This window comes from Paenibacillus sp. cl130, assembly GCF_900116035.1.
Classification (GTDB): domain Bacteria; phylum Bacillota; class Bacilli; order Paenibacillales; family Paenibacillaceae; genus Paenibacillus; species Paenibacillus polymyxa_B.
Genome location: NZ_FOYG01000005.1, coordinates 333,933 through 355,659, shown reverse-complemented (window position 1 = coordinate 355,659; position 21,727 = coordinate 333,933). Strand labels below are relative to the sequence as shown.

16 protein-coding genes are annotated in these 21,727 nt (G+C 45.6%); 4 read left to right on the top strand and 12 right to left on the bottom strand.

What is annotated here, in order from left to right:
* Positions 1 to 30 precede the first annotated feature (30 nt).
* Together BM358_RS16245 and BM358_RS16240 are read right to left on the bottom strand one after the other, a co-directional pair.
* A complete protein-coding gene (locus BM358_RS16245) occupies positions 31 to 615 on the bottom strand; it encodes a TetR/AcrR family transcriptional regulator (RefSeq protein WP_023986940.1) in 585 nt (194 codons plus the stop codon).
* A 254-nt stretch (positions 616 to 869) separates the two neighbouring features.
* The gene (locus BM358_RS16240) at positions 870 to 1,481 is read right to left on the bottom strand and encodes a pyridoxamine 5'-phosphate oxidase family protein (protein ID WP_023986938.1); all 612 of its coding nucleotides are present in this window, start codon (positions 1,479 to 1,481) and stop codon (positions 870 to 872) included.
* A gap of 115 nt (positions 1,482 to 1,596) precedes the next feature.
* On the opposite strand from BM358_RS16240, the gene BM358_RS16235 reads away from it, so the two are divergent.
* Complete coding sequence (locus BM358_RS16235; protein ID WP_028541039.1) at positions 1,597 to 3,111, top strand: MocR-like pyridoxine biosynthesis transcription factor PdxR; 1,515 nt, start codon at positions 1,597 to 1,599, stop codon at positions 3,109 to 3,111.
* Between the two features lie 9 nt (positions 3,112 to 3,120).
* Here BM358_RS16235 and BM358_RS16230 read toward each other — a convergent pair whose 3' ends face one another.
* Positions 3,121 to 3,759: a pentapeptide repeat-containing protein gene (locus BM358_RS16230; protein ID WP_028541040.1), complete on the bottom strand. Its 639-nt coding sequence runs from the start codon at positions 3,757 to 3,759 to the stop codon at positions 3,121 to 3,123.
* 151 nt (positions 3,760 to 3,910) lie between these two features.
* Between BM358_RS16230 and BM358_RS16225 the strand changes: the two genes are divergently transcribed.
* Positions 3,911 to 7,210 carry a DUF5695 domain-containing protein gene (locus BM358_RS16225; RefSeq protein ID WP_023986935.1) on the top strand — a complete coding sequence of 1,100 codons (3,300 nt, stop codon included), beginning with the start codon at positions 3,911 to 3,913 and terminating at the stop codon, positions 7,208 to 7,210.
* Positions 7,211 to 7,487: 277 nt separating this feature from the next.
* Here the strand turns inward: BM358_RS16225 and BM358_RS16220 are convergent, their stop codons facing one another.
* Positions 7,488 to 8,534, bottom strand: a complete 1,047-nt coding sequence (locus tag BM358_RS16220) for a hypothetical protein (RefSeq protein WP_028541041.1) — start codon at positions 8,532 to 8,534, stop codon at positions 7,488 to 7,490.
* A gap of 173 nt (positions 8,535 to 8,707) precedes the next feature.
* Here BM358_RS16220 and BM358_RS16215 point away from each other — a divergent pair, with 173 nt between their 5' ends.
* Positions 8,708 to 9,106, top strand: a complete 399-nt coding sequence (locus BM358_RS16215) for a hypothetical protein (RefSeq protein ID WP_028541042.1) — start codon at positions 8,708 to 8,710, stop codon at positions 9,104 to 9,106.
* 540 nt (positions 9,107 to 9,646) lie between these two features.
* On the opposite strand, the gene BM358_RS16210 is transcribed toward BM358_RS16215, so the two are convergent.
* A complete protein-coding gene (locus BM358_RS16210; protein WP_028541043.1) occupies positions 9,647 to 9,955 on the bottom strand; it encodes a DUF2500 family protein in 309 nt (102 codons plus the stop codon).
* A 465-nt stretch (positions 9,956 to 10,420) separates the two neighbouring features.
* Positions 10,421 to 11,815 carry a helix-turn-helix domain-containing protein gene (locus BM358_RS16200; protein ID WP_049828369.1) on the bottom strand — a complete coding sequence of 465 codons (1,395 nt, stop codon included), beginning with the start codon at positions 11,813 to 11,815 and terminating at the stop codon, positions 10,421 to 10,423.
* 242 nt (positions 11,816 to 12,057) lie between these two features.
* Here BM358_RS16200 and BM358_RS16195 point away from each other — a divergent pair, with 242 nt between their 5' ends.
* Positions 12,058 to 12,510, top strand: a complete 453-nt coding sequence (locus tag BM358_RS16195) for a hypothetical protein (RefSeq protein ID WP_028541046.1) — start codon at positions 12,058 to 12,060, stop codon at positions 12,508 to 12,510.
* A gap of 959 nt (positions 12,511 to 13,469) precedes the next feature.
* Here BM358_RS16195 and BM358_RS16185 read toward each other — a convergent pair.
* The 6 genes from BM358_RS16185 to BM358_RS16160 form a co-directional block, all read right to left on the bottom strand.
* Positions 13,470 to 14,297, bottom strand: coding sequence for a carbohydrate ABC transporter permease (locus BM358_RS16185; protein ID WP_028541047.1), 828 nt, complete (start codon positions 14,295 to 14,297; stop codon positions 13,470 to 13,472).
* Entirely contained in the window at positions 14,294 to 15,178 is an 885-nt protein-coding gene (locus BM358_RS16180) for a carbohydrate ABC transporter permease (RefSeq protein WP_028541048.1), read from the bottom strand. The genes BM358_RS16185 and BM358_RS16180 overlap by 4 nt, the downstream gene beginning before the upstream one ends.
* 38 nt (positions 15,179 to 15,216) lie before the next feature.
* Complete coding sequence (locus tag BM358_RS16175; protein WP_028541049.1) at positions 15,217 to 16,497, bottom strand: ABC transporter substrate-binding protein; 1,281 nt, start codon at positions 16,495 to 16,497, stop codon at positions 15,217 to 15,219.
* A gap of 219 nt (positions 16,498 to 16,716) precedes the next feature.
* Positions 16,717 to 17,784: a response regulator transcription factor gene (locus BM358_RS16170; RefSeq protein WP_023986928.1), complete on the bottom strand. Its 1,068-nt coding sequence runs from the start codon at positions 17,782 to 17,784 to the stop codon at positions 16,717 to 16,719.
* A complete protein-coding gene (locus BM358_RS16165; RefSeq protein ID WP_028541050.1) occupies positions 17,781 to 19,580 on the bottom strand; it encodes a sensor histidine kinase in 1,800 nt (599 codons plus the stop codon). Before BM358_RS16165 ends, BM358_RS16170 begins: the two co-directional genes overlap by 4 nt.
* Positions 19,581 to 19,713: 133 nt before the next feature.
* A complete protein-coding gene (locus BM358_RS16160) occupies positions 19,714 to 21,720 on the bottom strand; it encodes a beta-galactosidase (protein WP_028541051.1) in 2,007 nt (668 codons plus the stop codon).
* Positions 21,721 to 21,727 lie beyond the last annotated feature (7 nt).

The following is a 21,727-nucleotide window of genomic DNA, read 5'->3' as shown; positions in this document are numbered from 1 at the left end:
CCAAATCTAGGTTGGGGTTGTACTGTCCTGTTATTCTTCGGACCCGAGCATGCCGTGATACAGGAGGTTTCGTGCCTGCTTGGCAAGCACAGACGGACTTTCACGTCCAGGCAGCAATTTAGTTAACGTCAGCCGTTCAATCAAGCCGATCACGCATTCTGCTGTCAGTTCAGGGTCCAGTTCCTCACGGCAGGAGCCCCATCGTTGCGCCGCCAGCAGATGCTTTTTGATATGCTCAGCCATTTCCGCCTTAATACGCACCGAATCTGTCGCCTGGTAAAATCCGACACGAGTGATCGCCGGATTATTAGACAACACGCGAAAAATAGCTTCCAGAAACACCTGTCCCCGTCTCAAAATTTCAGCCTCGCTTAGGTCTGGGCCTATCTTCATGCTTTGTACCGTATCATTCACCAAAGTACCGAAGCTCTCCACAAGCTCCTCGTACAACTGTTCCTTGCTTTCAAAATGAATATAAAAATCCGGCTGCGTCAATCCTGCACGTGCCGCGATCGAACTTACCTTTGTCTGATAAAACCCCGTCTGAGCAAACTCTTCAGCCCCCGCTTCCAGTAACAACCGTCGACTCTCCCGACTTCTGACTCCTGCTCTCATCACGGTCTTGCCCCCTTACGCCACAAATCTATCGTATTATAAAGTTCCTTTGCAGTAAGAACAACGGGCTTGAGGATGATATATACCTGTCCTTCAAAAGTCCTAATACAGAAGGACTGAACGTTTTGGAAAATCAAGGGCATCTCCCTACAAGGTATAATTAACCAATCTGACGGTGAGCGAGCAGGAATTATTACGTGGAATTCAAATATTTATACTTGAGGATTTTGCAAAATCCTGACTTTCGATATATATCAGTGATGAGGACAATATTTGCGCATCATCTCAATCGTTGTCAGATCATCATCCAACCCCCGTTGTTGCAAGCCATCGATAATTTGCTGACGTTCCTGATCTTTAACATTTTGACCGAATTTAAACTTGGCAGTCCATTCCTCCGGTACAATTTTGATCAGAGCGACCCCTTTTAAACGTGAAGCATACCGAGAATCGCTGGCATCAATCGTGTCATACCCGCCTTCCGGTTGCAGCTTGCTCATAAAAATGGAAAAGGCCGATGCTTTTTCTTCCAGATCCACTACATGCTCCGCATGACCACGCACGGTAATACTTTTAAAAAATGAAGTCGCCGGACATGCCATATGTTCATCCGTAAAATAAGACGGAATGAGCGCATATTCTTTGGCGGCTGAAAAAGTAACTCGATTATCTTCTTTCATCCGTTCCATCTTTTCTCCAGCACGGCTGCCATGAATATAAAAAACGCCATTTCCATAAGCGAAATTCAAGGGAACCACACGCGGAAAACCATCCTCGCTGTTCATGCCTAAAAATCCGAAACTGACCTCGCTTAGAAACTGCTCTATTTCCTCTAGTTCTGCCACCGTAAATTCTTTTCTTCTCACAGGGAACTCTCCTTCCATCTATTGACCAATGATACATTTCAGATTATGTTGAAAATGGATTCATAAAAAGATCCAATATGAACGAAAATGAGTGGCCCAATCGAAGGAGAAGAGTATGGATATTACGATTGCTTATCAGCGTGCGCTTCAAAAGTATCATTTAAAATATTTGGCATTGTATCATGCTCTTCGTGAGGGAATCCTCAATGGCTCCCTTGCCAGTGGTACGCGTCTGCCTTCCACTCGTGATCTGGCTGTGATGTATGGAATTTCGCGAGGGAGCGTTAAAGAGGCATATGATATGTTGTTGGCAGAAGGATATATAGATTCGGCAGTAGGCAGAGGAACCTTTGTTATGGAACAGACAGCGGTGCTGCCCGACAAATCTTTAATCAACCAGCAGAACCAGAATTCACCTGTTGTAAAACAAAAAGCCCCTGCTCTATCAGCTTGGGGACAACGAATCATGCAGATCGAAAGGGAACGAAACTTACAGCGGTCTCCTGCTTCTGCTACAAATAGAGACAGTGCGCAACAGCCTTTGATTTCTTTTCAGGCAGGAGAAGTTGTATTGGAGGGCAACTCACAGATCGCATGGAAAAGCGCAATGACTGCCGCTGGAAAGGATCTGCAAAAGCCCTCGGCTGACGCGACGACTGCACCAGTGAGCGGTGATGAATGGCTGCGTGAAGCGATTTGCCATCATGTTGGCAGAACACGCGGAATTACGGCCACGCCGGATCAAGTCGTATTATGCAGTGGTTCCATGGAAGTGATCACGTTATTAAGTCAGTTGCTTATTCATGAACAAGATCGAATTGTATTGGAGAATCCCTGTTATTCCGGCATCTACCGTGCAGTTACTGCCTCAGGCGGACAGATACATGCTGCTGAAATGGACCAACATGGAATTGTCCCACAGGATTGGGATTCCAAACTCCTATTTGTTACACCTGGACGACAGTTTCCAACCGGTGCAGTGTTGCCATTAACACGCCGTCAACATATTTTGCAATGGGCAGCATCCAAGGGAGCGTGGATCATTGAGGACGATTATGACAGTGAATTCCGTTGGGCAGGACGACCCATTGAACCATTAAAAGCACTGGATCGTACAGAATGTGTCATCTATGTCGGCTCCTTTTCCAAAAGCATGTTCAGCAGCCTTCGACTCGGGTTTGCAATCTTGCCCGTTGAATTAGCCCAAGCGCTGACAGCTGCCAAACGACTATACGATCCCCTGCCGCCTGCCCGCTTGGAACAGCGCGCACTGGCACGTTTTATGATGCGCGGCGACTACGTTCGCCATGTGCGTCGGATGACTCGAATATACAGATCACGCTACGACGTGTTCCAGCGTGGAATACAGCAGTTGAGTGAACTGTTTCACTGGCATCAGAACGATTGTGGACTACATGCCTATGCCATCTGGAAGCAGGAGTCTGCCCAGTACCATCATTTGATGCAGACAGCACAATTTTACGGAGTCACATGGCGTGATGCCGCCGATTACCAACTGACACCGGGACCTCCATCAGCCTGCTTTATCTTTGCCCATTTAACGGAGCAACAAATTGTTGAAGGGTTTAACCGTCTGCGCCAGGCTTGGGACCATATTAAAAATCAATGAGGAGTTCCCTTATTTAATCACTAGCCCCAACAGCCCTACAAATGATGAAGCTTGATGCGGTGAGATGATGCAGCCATTCAAATCTTCTATATCCACCTGTAACCCATCAAATTCGCAATCGCTCAGATCAATCCCGTTGAGCTTGGACCCCGATAGCATCGCTTGATCCAGATTGCAACGGTTAAAAAAGGTTTTTTGTAGTGTTAAATGATACAGATCGGCACTTATTAAAGAACAATCCTCAAAACCAACTTGCTTAAAATTAGCAAAACGGAACATCGAATAATCCGCTAAGCAATCCGAAAAACGAACGTTTTGGAGCCTGCTTCTGGAAAAGTCTGTTCCAAGCAATTTGCAGTTTTTGAACTCTACCCGATGGATAAAGGAACCGGAAAAATGAACATTAGACAGATCGCATTTATCAAAAATGACGTCTGTCCATTCACTTTCCGGTAATGACGATTCCATGATCGTTACATTTTTAAAAGTCATCTTCTCTAATGAAACCTTAACCGCTTCCACATTATCCAAAATCATATCTTCTACAGACCCCATACTATATTCGCCTTTGGACCGTAAGGAATACATTTCTTCGTTTAGTACGGGCAAGTCCACAGGAATTTTCGGCAACTCCATTTTAATTTTCATAATAACTCTACCTCCACGATTGAGAGCCCTCTAGGACATCTATATGAATCTATTTTCTATCAATTCTCATACATAGGGTAGCAAAAGTATTTCTCACACATATATTAACGTTGTGAGCACGCTCACGAACCTTTGTTAGGAGGTTGATAGCATGGCAGTACAGCTGTCTAATCAAGTGTTCTCTATTTCTGTCGGAGATTACGGGGATCTCTCTTCCTTGCGGCTGGTAGGGGACACTTTTAATACCAACTATGTCATGAACAGCTCTAACGCACCTAAACAGAATACGTCGGATCATCAGTGGCTGGGTGAACTGATGTTCACCTATCGTCTCGGCAACGGAGCGTGGACTCGGGCATGGACAAGTAATTCTGCTGATGCGCGCCAGATCACCTCTTCTGGAAACAGTGTCCAGGTAGCCTATCAGAATTCATCAAACAATCAGGGAATACGTAATTTCATTTTACATGAAACTTATTCGTTGGTTAACGATTATTTGCATTGGCAAATGAAAGTAACGAACACCTCTAATCAAACACTGGAGATCGGAGATTGGGGACTGCCGCTTCCGTTTAACGAGTACTGGTCCGGCGGCAATAATGAACAAATTTATGAAACCAGAGTACTCTCACACTCCTTTGTAGGCCATAACAGCTCCTTTATTACCGCTGGACGACCTAGCGGCATCGGACCGTATGTACTGCTGATCCCTGATGCCTCAACGGGTGCTGGTCTCGAATATCAGGACCATTGGAGAACTGAGGAGCATCCCGGCAGCACATGGGCTATGGAGCAAGGTGGCTGGTCCGAAGGACTGAATGTGTTCTATATCCATTCCAATGTCATCAAGAGCACCAACCGTGGCTATCTTGGAAGCACCAGTCTGTCGCTGGCTCCTGGTGAAAGCAAAACGTATGCCTTTAAATTTTACAAGGTAGCGGACGAGCAGGCCGTAAAGGACAGGCTGTACAGTGAGGGACATGTGGATGTGACCGTGGTTCCGGGCATGATTTTCCCGACCAATCTCAAGGCCAAATTCGATCTGCATACCAGCAAATCCATTACCTCTGTCACAGCGCAATATCCGTCTGAAACGACCATCAGCTATCTGGAAACAGCCCCTACAAACCATAAAATATATGAACTTACACTGGGACGACTGGGACATAACAATATTACTGTAAACTATGGTAACGGCGAAAAAACCGTTCTCCAGTTCTATGCCATCGAGCCAGTCGAAGCTGCACTTCAGCGTCACTCTACCTTCATGGTCAACAGCACCCAATGGAACGTGCCGGGCGACCTGAGGGACAAGGTCTTTGATGACTGGATGATGCAGTACAAGGCTAGACGCAACAGCTTTGCTGGTTACTGGGGCTGGGGTGATGATTGGGGACTAACTCACGGCCAGTTTCTGGCGGAGAAAAACGTTCAGAAGCCCGTGGCATCTGAGATCAAGGCAGTCGATGATTATTTGGAAGTAGCCATCTGGACGAATTTGATGGAAGGCCATCATACCGATTATCTGGTCCCTGATTTCCTGATGCCGCAGCCTAACACGACACCAACGTACCGTGGCTATGCCTATCCGCACATTTATAATACGTTTTTTAGCATGTATAAAATTGCCAAGCTGTATCCCAACCTGATCAGCTATCGCAATAGCAAAAACACATATTTGCTACGTGCTTATCGTATTTTTAAAGCGTTGTATGAAGGCCCTGTTGCTTATAACTGGAACACGGGACTCATGGGTGAGCTAACTACACCTGATATGATTAAAGCGCTTCAGGAAGAAGGCTTGACCACCGAGGCTAACGACCTGATTGGCAAAATGGCTACCAAGTACAACAATTTCAAAAACACCACCTATCCTTATGGCTCTGAGTATAACTATGACAATACAGGCGAAGAAGCCGTATATACACTCGCCAAAATGAACAACAACACGACGATGATGAGCAAAATCAACTCCAAAACGCGTGCTGCACGCGGTCATATGCCTGTCTGGTACTATTACGCCGATCCGGTCACCATCACCGGAGAGAATTGGTGGAACTTCCAGTACACCACCTCACTGGCCGGCTATGTGATGGATGACTGGACACGTCGGCATTCGTCCAAGCCCGAAGTGGATCAGCGTCTATCCTATGCCGCCAAGCTGGCGAACATCGGAGCGATTAACTCGGGACAGATCAGCTCTGATCCTGCCAACATCGGGGCGGTATCGTGGACATATCAGGCGGGCAAGGGCAATTACGGCGCACTCGGTCTGGACGGTGGCCCTCTCTTTAACGGATGGCGCGGCATGTCCGGGGAAGCCGATCTGGGACTGTTTGGAGCCATCAAAATCCTAAGCTCGGATGTTGCTGTAGATCCAATATTCGGCTTGTTCGGCTATGGCTGTGACGTTACAGAAAGCAGTAACAGCTACGCGATTACTCCAAAGGACGGTGTATTCCAACGTCTGCATCTGATCACCCAAAAGCTGAGTTTGGAGCTGAATCGGGATCAATATAGCTTGGCCATCGTGTCCAAGTCCAAGAACAACATCCGTCTGACACTGAAAAATATGACCCCAGGCACGACTCATACCACCGTTATGAGCTTGACCGGACTCGCGGCAGGTACGTATGACGTGCTCGTAGACGGCACAAAAACCGGGTCAGTCACGGCTGCTAACAGCTCTGCGACCACGGTCAGACTGAATATTGGTACGGCAGCCAACTATGATATCCGTATCCAGTCGAGTACAGACAACCCGTCTCCCGCCGGAGACATTGTAGCCCGTTATGAATTTGACGAAACGGCCGGATCTACCGCAGCCGATTCGTCAGGTTATGGACAGCAGGCCAGTGTAAGTGGAGGCGCGTGGGGCGCCGGACGAAAAGGTAATGCCCTGTACTTTAACGGTACAGACGCCTATGCTAGCCTGCCCGGTGGTATCGTTAGCAGCATAAATGACTTTACGATTGCCGCGTGGGTACGGGTGAACACGCATAACGGCTGGGCACGCCTGTTTGATTTTGGAGCAGGCACGGATCGGTATATGTTTTTGACACCCAAGGCCGAGGGAACTGGCATGCGCTTTGCTATCACCGTCTCGGGGAACGGAGAGGAACAACAGTTGAATGCGCCAGAGCTGGCAACTGGGGTTTGGAAGCATGTCGCCGTGACTTTGTCAGGCAATACTGGAATGATGTATGTGGACGGTGTAGAGGCGACGCGTAACACCAACATGACGCTGAAGCCTTCCAGCCTTGGACTGACAGACCGGAACTATATTGGGAAATCCCAGTTTGATGATCCCTACCTGAACGGTGCAGTGGATGAACTGATCATTTACAACAGAGCCCTGACCGCTCAGGAAATCCGGGGCTTGGCCTCTGCAAGCAGCACCATTACAGCCCATGATGAGGGAGCCCGTTCATATGCCGAAGGAGCAGATTAGAATACATTTACGCATTCATTCATGCCGTTAACGTTTTAGATTGTGAATGATTTGTACTGTGAATCATTTGTGTCGTGAATCATTTGCGTCGTAAATGATTGGTATCGTGAATGATTCTTGCTTATATTAGCTCTACCCCCGGATTTCTTAAGTTAAGTCTGTAATCAGGGGAGAAATCCGGGGAGATGATGCTTCCGAGCGAGCCACCCTATGGAAAGCATTTAAAGCGACCGCCTTACCGGGACGATCAGCGGCAACTTTTCCATCTGGAGGGCGTTTAGCTCCGTCTAATGCGTGTCGTCCTTGGTCTTAGGCGAACCAGTTCCTCACTGGTGAGCTGCCTAGTATAAGAGCGAGGGGAAGATCCTGTATCTACCCTGAGCACCCTGCCTGCCCCGTTGGGGCGGGCTACCCGTGTGTTGAATACCTGCATGGCCCACTGCACCGGAAAGGCTATGGATAAGCGACCATCTGCCGTGCCTGCATAGTTGACCGCAGCTGCATAATTATCTGACTGTCTGAGCCATACAGAGCCGGAATCCCCAGGTAGTGATACGGGAGTCGTACCTCTAATAACCGTCTGATCTTCGAAGGTCAGTAAGCCCAACTCTCCACCATAATTGATTTGCAAGTCCGTATAGACGGACTCTACCGTGCCATTGACCCGCCCGGTCGTACGCCCTACCTTCTTCAATCTTTCCCCTATGCGATAAGCGGTCACATGACCCGGAATCGCTCCTACTGTAGCATAACGCGGATTGAGCAAGTTGTTACGGGTCGGAAGCGAAAGCGCCGCATCAATCAGGTTCGTTCCGGTGGGATTCAAGCGTACGTAACGATAAAGCCGTCCTATACGATCCTGGGCAACCGTCCCCCCATCGGCTCCGCCTGGCTGAATTGTAGCCTCTCGATTGTCTGTATTGGAGGGATTGAGGACATGGTTATTGCTAAAAAGATAACGTGTCGCCGGCGCTCCAGTTGGGGCAACGATGAGTCCGGTTGAACCGGAGCCTTCAATCGTCCCGACACTGTAGCCGGCGATGACCGGGCGTATGCGCACTTTGTAGTCCGTGGCATTGGCTCTGATCTTTCCAGTCTTTACAATTCGGACTGGAACGTTCGTTTTCTTTCCTAATGCGGTGGCCGACAGGAGTCCAGTAGAGGCCGACGCTAAACGGTCCGTGTACACAATGACAGCGGCTCCTCTTTTGGGATGAGCAGGGTCCCTGTACCCTACGCCAATGCCGTGGACACCGGACATTTTTAAAACTCGCTTGGCCATCCGCTTTTTCACTTGAAGCGCGGCCGAGAAGGTAGCCAACATAATCATCTCCTTTTACATTCAGATGAAATATTGTATGGCTAAGGCCGCTTCGCGTTCCATTTGATCATACGATCGCTGTATTGAAAGGCATATGAAAACATTCCAAAAAATGGTATACTCATTTCCGAAATTGACATCTTATCATTTGATTCTGGTGTTCAAGGAGGTACTTTATGTTTTCAATCATGTTGACATATAGCATACAAGCAATTGTAATTTTACTGATTATCTTTGAATTGTTGAGAAATAACAGAAAAAAAATAGGCTGGGGATCGCTTTCACTGCTTTTATCTCTTCTTGGTATGGCTGTTTCTTTCGAATTTGGCAATTACATATTGGGAGACCAGTTGCTTTCCTTTTTAGGATTGCCCGCCTGGTCTAACAGTGTTGATAATACTAGGTTTCACTACACCATTTTTCTATCCAGTATTTTTTTTATTCCCAGTTTAATCATTGGATATAAAAATCCTAAGGAGTTTGGAGCTACAATTGGAAAACGGATTTCTAGTATATATCTATTTTTGATCATCATTTCGCTTTTATTTTTTATTATCAGCATTTTCTTGAAGTGAAAGTTGTCTTAGCGGAGGTTGTTGTTTTATACATTAAATCCGAACAATCCGGGGTGAGTAATTAGATCAAGGAGTTGGTATTATCTATAATTCATTTACCTCCATATTCTTTCCGGCACTGACTGCAATCATCCTTATAAAGATGCCAATATTGGAAACAAGAGTGGACAAAGGTACGATGTTGAAAGTGAGAATTACAATAATAACAGTCCTGCTTATCGGAGTCGTGTTGTATATAATTGATACTCAGTGGTGGATTGTGATTGCTTTTGCAGTATTTTTCTGCATACTACTTGTTATAAAACTTTTGAAAAGGCGTAATAAGCCACATTGATTTATGATTCTCATACTCAGCGTCTAACAAAAGCCCTCCATTAATGGAAGGCTTTTTATATTACGTAGCATATTTAAATTCCCAACTTATTAAAACACCCCACCAGCGTATGCCAGCAGGGTGCTACCGATGCTTTCGGATTTATATGGGAAGTATATAACGTTTGGGTGATTATGTAAATAAATATATAGATTAAGCTGATCCCCTCATATTATGACACGTTCTACCCAGTTCCAAGTACCTTGGCTTGTTACTTTGATTTTATCCCCTACGACAAAAAGGCCATATTTATCGTTACTAACTGAAATTTCTTTGCGCTCATTGCTTTCGAACTCGCAAGTTATATAAAATGTTTTTGAAGACGATCCTTCAGTCCAATCTACCCGCTTATCAACCACCTCACCTATACGTTCTATTCTCGGTTGTTTACGATTATTGCTCGCAATCCGAGAACCGCCTATAAACGCTGAAAGAATAAGTCCCACGACTATAAGTAAAAGAATCCAAAAGACCATCTATAATCCTCCTAAGTATTCATTAGTTGGTAATTATGATATCGGCTTTTCAACTGTTTATTTTGATATCGATTGAAAAATGAATATAAAAACACCCCACCAGCTTAGCCAGTAGGGTGTCACCGATGCTTTCGGATTGCACAACAGTACTTCCGTATTCGTTTTATCAATACGATTGGTTTGGATAAATTTGTAAATACAATATGTATGGTTCATGCTGATCACCTCAAGATAGGTATTCGGTGATTGATGTGTTAATTCCTCCAAAATAACAAATCACCGCCAACCACTGGATGGCGGTGATTTGTTTGCTTACGCTTAAGCACCTCCATGCTGTACATGAGGCTGTATATCATGCGTCTGGGCAGGTACAGTAACAATAAACAAAAAACTAGCTGCAATCATTAGCAGTACCATTTTTTTAACATTGTCTAACCATTCATTCTAAAATAGAGGGCATAAATATTAATAGTAAAATAATCTTTCTCTTTGCCCTACACTAACTAAACTTTCATACTTTATAAAAGTTCTAACGTCAGCAAATTGTTTAAACTGCTCAAATAATCTTATGCATCTAATGAAGAAGGATTCTTTGTTATTGGCTAATGATTTAGATAAAACGTCTAGCAGGTATCTGAAGCCATAAGAGTAATTGCCTCTGTTCAAGTAGTATTTAGCAAGTTCATATTTAAAACGTGTTGTTTGCTCTGGTACTACCTGATAGGTATACATATCCGATGATGGCTGTTGTACAAAAGAATCAATAATCATTTCAAACCGTTTAAGTATATCATTCACGTCTAACTGAAATCGGTTAGCTGCAAACATTACGTTCAAAAGCTTTACGATCATTTCCTTATCGACTTTATCACTTGATGCAATAATATATTGAACATAATCGTTTAGCACGCTTACATCTCCAGATAAAAGCTTATATACGTACGTGTTACCTTCTGCCCAGTTTTGGAACAAGCCCATCCAGTATTGGGTGTCCTCGTCCTTCTCCAAAACCCAATCTAAATTAGTGTAGGCGTATGTATACTGTAGGGCTTGGTGGTAATCGCCTTTAGCTTCGCAAGAACCTGAACACAACAAATCAGCATAAGCGATGTACACAAACAGTGGACGACTTAGTTTCTTGGAAGACTCATCACGCATTCGACTCTGCTGTTGATGTTCCAAAGTATATTGGATTTCAGCTTTAGCTCTCATTGTTCTAGCTACTTCCTCAACCTTGTCCCATTTACGCAAAGACCTGTACACGTTTGCTAAATCCTTCAGCGCGTCAAGCTGTTCTATTTCATCCAGACGTTCCACGAAGGATTCAAATAGCGTTGCTGCCTTGAGATTCCGGCTTTGATCATTTCCAACTTGAATCGTGAATATACGATATTGGCAGACTGCCAATCGTTCAGAATGTTGATACTTCTCCGCTTCAGCCACACCCTCATAGAGCAGTAGTGCAGCCGCATGTCTTCCCTGCTTCAACAATTCTTCTGCAATTTCAAATAGCTTGGGCGAATACAGTAGATTGTCCATGATGGCTCCCACCACTCGACTAATCGCATCCAACTTGTCCAACTCCGCACAACGAAATAGAAATGGCTCGATTCGCCTCATATTCGGGGGGGTGTCGATGATGTAGTTTTCTATAAACAGATCGTAAAAATACCCTTCTGGTAAATCCATAGCCTCAGTGATTAGGTCAAGCTGGTTAACAGACATTGACTTATTCCCTGTCACAATAGCACTTACTATTCCCCTATTCATGCCTGCAAGTTGTCCGAATTGCGCTAAGCTCAAACCCTTTTGTTGTAGGTAACTATCTAATTCTGCTCTAATCGTAGGTGTATGCTTCATGTCATATCCACCTTCCACACAGAAATTCCAAAACTTTTTATTATTGCATTCTATTTTTGTCCATAATTTAACAGTTGTCAATAAGCTTTGAAATATATGTCATGCAATATTCGAATAAAATATATATTTTCGAATATTAATGCTTTTTACCATTTTGTTAACAAAAATATACACTATATTCCTTTTTTAATGATATACTTGGTCAGTAGTACAAATTATACCAATCGAGAGGGCGATTTTTGATGAAGTTTAAAAACACAGTAATCATTCTTACAGGTGTATTGGCTCTTACGGCAGTAGCTCCGCTGGCTGCTACTGCCGCACCAGTTACGGGGATTAAAGTATCGAAGGATCATGGAGGTATAGTTATCCAACAAACTGGTCAAGAGGTACATGAGGTTCTTGGTGGGACAAGTCCGACGATGGACTTAACTGTTGATAAAGGTTATGGACATGTAAAGATTAAAGTTCGGAATCAAGGAACATCAACTATCTCTTGGAGCTTGCAGGGTAACGGGAAAGAATATGTCTATAAAACTGTTGGCAAAGGAGGCTCATTAACGTGGAATAGTCTTAATTCATTCCCTAATGGGATGCCTTCAGGGAAATACGTAATTCAATTCAGAGCCGACGGAAACAAAGTTGATGGCGAGGCTTGGGCTACTACTGGTCAGTACCCATCAGACATTAACTAACCGTTATTACAAGCAGGGGAGCGTCTTGGAGTTAAATCCAAGGCGCTTTATTTAATTTTTCCAAAAAAATAAAGGTGAAGGTAGCAAAACACCTGATGTAGTGATAATTGTTGGTTTAGTGATCGGAGTTCTCATAGGTATCGCTCCTGTCTTTCTTAGTGGAATACAAGAGTGGACTTGGCACACTACAGTCCTTGTACTTGGTTCTGCGCTTGTTATTGGTCACATCCTTTATAGTTGGATAAAGGAAAAGATAGTATATGAGACAAACTATGTCACGGTATTCGTAAATTAAAGCCCTTGTTGCAAATGGAAGACCTATTCATTGTAATGAAGAGGAGAGAGTGATGAAAAAGAAATTTTTTATCGTAATTGGAGTTATAATAGGCATCCTGTTCTTCTTTTACTTGTTAACTTTATGGGCGGCAAACAATCTCCATGTGCCCTCTCAATAGATTAAACAAGTTATATCGATTTTGTTTGATGTTCATTTACAATTCACATAAACGTTCCTTTCCATAAAGAGTTGCGTTTGCAATATACTCAAAAGTAAAGGAATTGTGGCTAACTTCAAATGAGAAGCATATCTTATTACAAGTAAACTCTCAACATTTTAAGCCCAGTGGAATATGAGGTATGCATAATAATCAAGGGAGCTGATATTATCTATAATTCATTTACCTCCATATTTTTTGCTGCGTTAACTGCAATCACCCTCATAACGCTGCCAAAATTAGAAGCTAGGGTGAGTAAGAGAATAATGTTGAAAGTGAGAATTTCCATAATAACAACAGTTCTGCTGATCGGAGTCGTGTTGTATATCATTGACCCTCAGTGGTGGATCATTGTAGCCTTTGCAATTTTGTTTGTAACCCTTCCTATCTTTTTATTGAAACGTTGGCGCGAAAAAAGCTGAATCAGAGAAAAAGCCTTCCTTGTTGATAGGAAGGCTTTCCACCTTATCCCTTAACCGCTCCCTCCGCAATGCCCTCCATGATGAATTTCTGAAAGAAGGCGTAGATCAGGATAACCGGGATGGAGGTCAGCACAAGTGCGGCCAGAATAAGCGACCAATCCTTGTTGTACTCTCCAAACAGCATATTGGTCGAGAGAATCAGGGTGTAATGGTTCACATCCGTCAGCATTAACAATGGAAGCAAAAAGTCATTCCAAATCCACAGAAAATCCAAAATCGCGATGGTAACTGTGATTGGCAGCAGCAAAGGAAATATAATGCGAAAGAACGTTTGAAACTCATTACAGCCGTCCATTTGTGCGGATTCTTCCAGCTCACGCGGGATGGATTTGACGAATCCATGATACAAAAAGATCGCCATATTCACACCCAAGCCGATATAGATCAGGGCCAAGCCGTACGTACTGCCTTGAACGGACAAATCTTTTGCCATTCGCGTAAGCGGTATCATAATAGAGTGAAACGGTACCAGCATCGATGCGACAAACAGGAAGAAAATCGCACCGCTCAGTTTCCCCTGTGTACGAGACAGCTTGTAGCCTGCCAGTGCCGAACAGATCACAATGCCACCAATGCCGATAAAAGAAATAATGGTGGAATTAAGGGCGCTGTTCAGCAAATGAGTCTGATGAAAAGCCTGACTGTAATTTTCAAAGTGAAGCTTCGTCGGCAGCGTCGTAAAGGATGCAAACATCTCACCCTGTGTTTTAAACGAGTTAATTACCGCCATGTAGATTGGGAAGAAGGACACGACAGCGCCCACGCACAGAATCAGCGTAACCAGCAAGGAATTGGCTTTCTTCAGCCTCATGCCTCCACCTCCCTCTTCTTCATGACACGCAGCTGAATCAGGGTGAAGATTAGAACGATCGCGAACAAAATAACGGATTTGGCACTCGCATAACCATAACGGAAGTTGTTGGAGAAGGCCTCCTCATAAATGTTCATCGTAATCACCTGTGTACTGCGCCCCGGCCCCCCGCCAGTCAATCCGTATACGACCTCATACACCTTGAAGGCACCATTCAGCGTCAGGAAGAAACAGATCGTAATCGCATGAGTAATCATCGGCATCGTTACGCTTCGCAATGTCTGAAATGCGTTCGCCCCGTCAATAATAGCAGCCTCCTTCAAGCTTTGTGGTACACCTTGAAGCGCAGCCAGATAGATGATCATCATATAGCCGACACCATTCCAGAGCGACACAATAATGATAGAGAAGAAAGATACTTTCGGATCGCCCAGCCACGATTGGCCCAGAAAGGCGATAGCCGTCTTTTCGGCGATCTGTGGCAGCACGGAAGAAAAAACGAAGGTCCACATAAATGCGCTAATAATGGTACTGATCATATTGGGCATGAAAAATATTGTCCGGAAAAATCCTTTGGTACGTGTACGCGACTCAATCAACACTGCCAATGCCAGTGCCAGTACATTTTGCAGCACAATCATCACTAATACGTATTTAAGAGTAAACCAAAGGGAATTAAGAAAATCGGGGTCTTCCTTCAACGATTCCACAAAGTTCCCCAAGCCGATAAAGCTGTAATTGGGATTCAAGCCGTTCCAGTCTGTAAAGCTGTAGTACATGCCGCTGATCGTTGGAATGAGCAGGAAGATAGCATAAAAGATCAGCGCCGGAGCCGTAAACGCCAGTAGCATGGCGTATTTTTTATAGATTTTAAAAGGCATGGAGTCTCTCCCTCCTGGTGTAATTCTATAGGTTACCGTTACTTGTTCACTTTGTTATACGATTTCCATGCCTTATCCAGCGCCTTAATGACATCATCCTGCGTGAGTTGGCCTGCATAGTAGGATTGTAGCGATTTTCCTGCCTCGTCCTTGACCGCTTGCGGGATAGATGGATCTTGGTACGACTTGCCTGCTTTCACGTATTCGGTAGCGTCATTAACCCAAGGATAGCTTTTAAACGTATGCACTTTGGAGATCGGGTTAAATTTCAATGCTTCATAGAACGCGCTAGAATCCTTGTCATCCAGCACATAGTTAACAAAATCGAGCGCAACTTCCTTATTCTTGCTTGTAGAGGATACAGCCAGCGAAGTCGAAGTGGACAAATTAATCAATGTCGCATTGGAATCGTCATTGATCGGCAGCGGTGCTACCCCAAAATCCATCTTCGGATCCGATTTTAAAATCGTTTCCGCAAACCACGGCCCTTGAATCCACATCGCCGCTTTACCCGAGGCAAACGCAGCCGATCCATCATCCCCGCCGATTTCCAGCGCCTTGTCAGTACCGTTGCTATTCACCAGATCAATAATATCGAACATGCTCTTCATTTCGGAAAAAGAGCCTTTATCCTGATTCATCCGGTCGATAAAATCCTTATTCTGTGTGTTCATCATTGCACCTGCCGTAAGTGGCACAAACAGCTGTGGAATCCAGGATTCCTTGTAGGACAACAGGAACGGTTTCACATTATTCGCTTTCAGCTTCTCGACCACAGCCTTCATTTCGGTCAACGTTCCCGGCGGCTGCAAATCCAAATCCTTAAATATCTTTTTATTGTACAAGTAGCCCCATGAGATCGTCTCCAAAGGAACCGCTACGACCTTTCCGTCTTTGGTTGTCACCGAAGGCTTCACACTATCCATCAATTTGTTAACAAAAGGCTGACCGGACAAATCCTCCAAATAGCCCGCTTTATAAAACGGAGGAATTTCATTCACCGCGTGCAATGCAAATACGTCCGGCGCATCGTTGGATGCGAGTCTTGTCTTCAAAATTTGTGCGGCGTTGTCAGCAGGCGGCATCTCCAGTTGGACCGTAACGTCGATATTTTTATCTTTCTTCTCTTTCGCTACGAACGCATTAATGTATTTATCGTAGTGCTCCTTCAAACGGGGCTGAGCAATAAACATTTTGAGATTCACCGTTTTGCCGTCTCCACCGGAACCGCTGCTGTCACTGCCTGAAGAATTCGCTCCACACCCGGCCAATAACGTGCCAACCAGCATCGTGCTCAATACACCTTTCCACACTTTCATGAAAAATGACCTCCCCTATTTTGAAAATAACTGTTACCCATCGGCAAATCAGCTGTTATTCAAAGCAGCTATGCCGCCGGTCTTCAACCTCTATTCAGCTCTGTGCGGACTTCATAAAGGCCAAATTCCTTTGTACTGCTTGTTTTGTATACGCTTTCATTATAGGATGGGAGGTCACTTCTGCCATTGGACACCCTTAGCTTATTGAATTGGACTTTTTTAAACTTCCTTCCTCATTTCACCGGGTGCCATGCCAAAATGCTTTTTAAATACCCGATAGAAATAAGACACATCCTCATATCCTGCCATCTCCGCAACTGCTTTAATTGAAATCTGTTTATTGGCCAGCCATTCCCGCGCCTTTTCCATTCTTCGCTCTACAATATAGTCCGTTACATTTTGACCATACTCCTGCTTAAATACCTTGCTCATATACTCTTTGCTCACAAAAAAGTTTTTCGCCAACTGCTCCAGTGTAATCGGCCCAGCAAAGTGACCGTCGATATATCGCCGTACCTCTTCTAAATTCAGTTTGTTTTTGTATTTTCGCTGCCGAATGAGCTGATCCAGTTCCTGAACATAGCACGACGATACGAATTCCAGCGCATGTTCTACAGAGGACACGGCATCCTGGGGCAGTGGAAATCCTGCCTTTGCCGTAGAAGTATCCAGCCCGTTATCCGCTGCGAGCTCTTTCAGCAGGGAAAGAAGCTCCTGCACCAGCCTGCCCAGCATATGTGGACTTGGTGCTCCATAACTCTCTAGCTCCTGCATAACCTGCCTGCAGGTTAAGTTCACCCCGTCACAGTTCAGCTCATTAAAATAAAGACGCAGCAGTTGCTTATACCGGGTCAACCTGTGAAAAAACTCATAATCCAGCTCTGTCGCTTCTTGCTGCTGTTCAGCCACCTTGACCTCCAGATCGTTTTTGCATTTGAGTAGCACTGCATTCAGCTCTGCAGGATTGACTGGCTTTAACAAATAATCGACGGCCTTATAACGGATGGCATGTTTGGCATACGCAAAGTCATCATATCCACTCACGACAATGATTTTCACATCAGGACAATGGTTATTTAGTGCTTGCAGCAGCTCCACTCCGTCCGCACCCGGCATGCGCATATCAGTAATCACAATATGGGGGGCTAACTCTCCGACCAGCCTGAACGCCTCGTCCCCGTCTTCAGCCTCACCCACTACCAACATTCCAAGTTTTTCCCATGTGCCAAATGTCTTCAGAATATCACGGTTCCACGGCTCATCGTCCACAATTAATACTCTGATCATACTTTTCCCTCCTCTGCTGAGGTGAATGGAATGCGGATGGTGACACGTGTACCGACTCCCTGCTCACTATCTATCGTCACTCCATAGTGCACTCCAAAATTCATCCGTATGCGTGAAGACACATTGCTCAATCCGATATGGCTACCCTGCGCCCAGATCGGTTCCTCCGACGCGTTTTCCAGCTTTGCCCGTAGTTTTTCCAGCTTGTCCGGGGCCATGCCGTTTCCATTATCGCAAACCGTAATACACACATCTTGTTTCATAATCTCCACCCGAATCCCCATTTGCCATGCTCCCGCCTTTCGATCAAGACCGTGCTGAAACGCGTTTTCCAACAATGGCTGAAGCGATAGCTTAGGCAGTCGAATATCCATCGCCTGTTCTTCCGACTCCACCTGAAATACCAATCTTTGTGGAAATCTCCGTTGCTGGATGCGCATATAGTGTCCCACATGGTCAAGCTCTGCGCGTAAAGAGGCCAAATTCTGAGGTTCCCGTACCACGTAACGGAACATCTCACTCAGCGACCGAATGACTTCATAGGTGTCCTCCGGCTTTTGAGAAAATACCATACTTCCGATCATTTGCAGCGTATTTTGCAGAAAATGTGGATGAATCTGCGCTTGGAGCGCTTTCAATTCAGCCGTCTTTTTTTGCAAATTTATACTGTATTCCGCCTGAATATGCTCGCGAATTCGGCCTGCCATCCCATGCAGACTTCTTTCCAGCAGCCCAATCTCATCCGGGCGTGTACTTGGCTGTCCAATCGGTCCTTTGATCATATCCAGCTCCTGTACGGAACGCGCCAAATGAACAATCGGACGTGCAGTCCGCCATGCGATGAAAACGGCAATGCAGATGGAAACCAGAATTGAAATCACGCCTACGATAATACCATACAGCATGGTTGAAAAGGCACTGTGGTTAATGGAGGAAGTGGGTACGATTTTGACCAGCTTTAGCCCAACTACATCCAGATCATTATAGAACACATAATGTTCAGCAGTTTGAATCACTCCAGGGCCCGGCTTAACGTCACGAAGAGCTGTCAGCACACCTGCAGGTGGAGGCGACTGCCGAGCCTGTGCTGGATACATGACCCTGCCATCCGCATCTGTAATAAGCACCTGATGCTGATCCCCTCGTCCCAGCAGGCCCAGCGTCTGATCGAATTGCGACCACAATACATCCAATGAAATAGCTCCCGTCTGCTTCTGATCTTCGAAACGCCGAATACTGCGCGTCAAAGTAAAGCGATCCGGGTCAGCAGAGCTTGGACGAATCGAATAATCCTTATTCGCTTGCCACATCTCGGCATACTGTGGGGGAATACCGCTCACTGTCGTAATTTCATTTTGCATGCTATTAAAGGTAAACAGGGTTTGCGATTGCTTCAAATAAAGCTGGATGCCGATCACATGACTTCCGGCTGAATAATACACATTCGCCATCGTATTCAGCATTTTTCGCTGGGCATTAAATTGGCTCGAAAGATTGTCAGGCTCGCGCTCATTCAAATAATCGCTCAGATCAGGGCTGATCTGAATGCTGTAAATCAGATGATTCAGACGATCTAGCTGGTCGCTGATATAGATCCCCGTCCATTTCATATTGGACATGTTCGTCTCTGCCACTTCAGTTTCCATGGAAGCTCTACTTTTTTCCGCAGCCAGCACCGTGACAGCAATGACCGGCAGCACAGATAGAACAATCATCGTCAAGATCAGCTTAAGCTGAATGCTGCGTCGATACGGGGCCGTCAGCGCCCGGAACCAGCGGACTGCTCGGGTTGGCATAGCGATGCACTCCTCTACTCAGCCATATGCGAAAACGCCCCGCAATTCGCAGGGGCGCTTCATTTACCGGATACTCCCGGAGAATACCTATATGATATTATTCGTAAGTTGGTTTCAGCTCATTATTCATCATTTACGCTTCTTCGATAATTATAACACCCCAAGGCTCTAATGGAAGCGTTTGTCCTTGGATAACTGTACGCCCCCCGATTAACTCCTTGCCGTCTCCATGTGGATATACCACCGAGCCTGCTTGTTCGGAATAGTTAAAATAGTACCGGATTGTCCGTCCCAGCTCATTTGTGCCAGATTTAACAATGATCGGATAAGACGTTTCCTGATCCACTCCCCATACTCCCGCCTTTTTGGCTACAGAGCTGAATAGTTCGCGGATGACCGCCGGGCTGACGATACAGCCGATGTAGGTCGCTGTTCCCTGACCATAGCGGTTTTGCGTAATCGCGGCATATTTTCCCCAATGCGGGTGATCGTAATAGGCCAACACTTCGGCGGTCGTCGGGGTAATCAGCTCCATCCACGTATCTACCTGATTGTCCTCTGGTGCCACCTCAAAAGGATTATTTTTGAGCGTCACCTTCTTCGGCTCCACGAACAAGCTGTAATGAATGCCGCAGGCTTCGCTAATCACGCCCGGCTGCCGGGACGTTCTCACCTGCACATGCTCGTCAGTAAATCCGCTTCGGAATGTGTATACTATATGACCACCTCTCTCCACATATCGGTTCAGCTTCTCCAGTAGTGCGTCTGGGGCAGAATAGATGACCGGGACGATCAAGAGATCATAGTCGTCAAACGATTCTGTACCTGGATGAACAATATCCGTCCCGATATTCAGTTTATACAACTCGTCATACAAACGGCGTACGATGTCATTGTAATTCAACGGGCTGCTCATATTAAATTTAAACCAGTCAATCGACGTCAATGCTTCGTTGCTGACCAGAATCGCCGTTTTATTTTTCTTTTTCAAGTTGACCAAATGCGGAGACAATCTTGCAAAATCCTTCCCTATGGTCTGTGCTTCCTCATACACAGGATTCGATTCAAAATCATGGCTGAGCAGACCCTTCCAGTAGGTTTCGAAGGAATTATGGATGGAATGCCAGTGCCAGTATGCCACCATATTGGCTCCAGAAGCCAGATGGCTGAACGCTTGCAGACGCAATTGCCCCGGATAGGGAACCCAGTGGGTAAAAGCCTGCGCTTCCGTTTCCAGCACTAGATAGTTGTTATTTTTCGTCGAACGCGCTACATCGCCACCGAAGGAAATTTCAATTCCGGTCAGATCATCCTGTGATGGATGGTAAATATCCACCCCAGTCACATCAAAGGCTTGCGATGCCGCAAAGTGATCCACGTCTGGCTGAACACCAAAGGAATGACCTCTCCATTCAAAATCAAAGTTTTGCGTAACAAATTGGTCTTCCCGCTTATATTCATTCACCAGCGCGACCTGCCATGCCAGGAAATCCGTCACCAGCTTGCGCTGGAATTGGGAAAAGGCTGCGCCCAAACTTCCATTAATCGTTCCGACCACCGAAGGAAAGTCCTCCCAGCTATTGATGCGATTACTCCAGTAGTCCAGACCAAATTTGCGGTTTAGCTCCTCCAGCGATTCGAACCGCTCCCGCAAATACTTTACAAATTGCAATTGCACATTGGGCCCACTCGTGTGGTAATGCTTGGTCTCATTATCCGTCTGAAAGCCAATGACCGCCGGATGCTGACTCACCCGTCCGATCAGCTTGCGTATGATTCGCTCGGCATGGAACAGGTACACCGGGTTCGTTATGTCCATAATCTGGCGAGCTCCATATTTGCCCGGACCTTGAGGCGTTGTTGCCAATACATCAGGATGCTCCTTCACCAGCCATGTGGGTACGGCATAGGTGGGCGTCCCCACAATGACTTCGATGCCCGCCTTATGCATGGCGTCCAGCACCCGATCCACAGAGGTAAAATCAAACACGCCGTTTTGCGGTTCATGCGTACTCCAAGTGGATTCGGCAATCCGCACCACGTTGATGCCCGCATCCTTCATCATTTGGATGTCCTGGCCCAAACGGTCATATGGCATATACTCATCATAATAGGCAACACCGTACAGTAGCTTTTTCATCAAGTCG

What these genes read in the sequence shown, in the direction of transcription:
- BM358_RS16185 (WP_028541047.1), bottom strand. Translation starts at nt 14,297, where the DNA reads ATGAGGCTGAAGAAAGCCAATTCCTTGCTGGTTACGCTGATTCTGTGC.
- BM358_RS16195 (WP_028541046.1), top strand. Translation starts at nt 12,058, where the DNA reads ATGAAGTTTAAAAACACAGTAATCATTCTTACAGGTGTATTGGCTCTT.
- BM358_RS16235 (WP_028541039.1), top strand. Translation starts at nt 1,597, where the DNA reads ATGGATATTACGATTGCTTATCAGCGTGCGCTTCAAAAGTATCATTTA.
- BM358_RS16180 (WP_028541048.1), bottom strand. Translation starts at nt 15,178, where the DNA reads ATGCCTTTTAAAATCTATAAAAAATACGCCATGCTACTGGCGTTTACG.
- BM358_RS16225 (WP_023986935.1), top strand. Translation starts at nt 3,911, where the DNA reads ATGGCAGTACAGCTGTCTAATCAAGTGTTCTCTATTTCTGTCGGAGAT.
- BM358_RS16230 (WP_028541040.1), bottom strand. Translation starts at nt 3,759, where the DNA reads ATGAAAATTAAAATGGAGTTGCCGAAAATTCCTGTGGACTTGCCCGTA.
- BM358_RS16160 (WP_028541051.1), bottom strand. Translation starts at nt 21,720, where the DNA reads ATGAAAAAGCTACTGTACGGTGTTGCCTATTATGATGAGTATATGCCA.
- BM358_RS16215 (WP_028541042.1), top strand. Translation starts at nt 8,708, where the DNA reads ATGTTTTCAATCATGTTGACATATAGCATACAAGCAATTGTAATTTTA.
- BM358_RS16220 (WP_028541041.1), bottom strand. Translation starts at nt 8,534, where the DNA reads ATGTTGGCTACCTTCTCGGCCGCGCTTCAAGTGAAAAAGCGGATGGCC.
- BM358_RS16200 (WP_049828369.1), bottom strand. Translation starts at nt 11,815, where the DNA reads ATGAAGCATACACCTACGATTAGAGCAGAATTAGATAGTTACCTACAA.
- BM358_RS16245 (WP_023986940.1), bottom strand. Translation starts at nt 615, where the DNA reads ATGAGAGCAGGAGTCAGAAGTCGGGAGAGTCGACGGTTGTTACTGGAA.
- BM358_RS16170 (WP_023986928.1), bottom strand. Translation starts at nt 17,784, where the DNA reads ATGATCAGAGTATTAATTGTGGACGATGAGCCGTGGAACCGTGATATT.
- BM358_RS16175 (WP_028541049.1), bottom strand. Translation starts at nt 16,497, where the DNA reads ATGAAAGTGTGGAAAGGTGTATTGAGCACGATGCTGGTTGGCACGTTA.
- BM358_RS16210 (WP_028541043.1), bottom strand. Translation starts at nt 9,955, where the DNA reads ATGGTCTTTTGGATTCTTTTACTTATAGTCGTGGGACTTATTCTTTCA.
- BM358_RS16165 (WP_028541050.1), bottom strand. Translation starts at nt 19,580, where the DNA reads ATGCCAACCCGAGCAGTCCGCTGGTTCCGGGCGCTGACGGCCCCGTAT.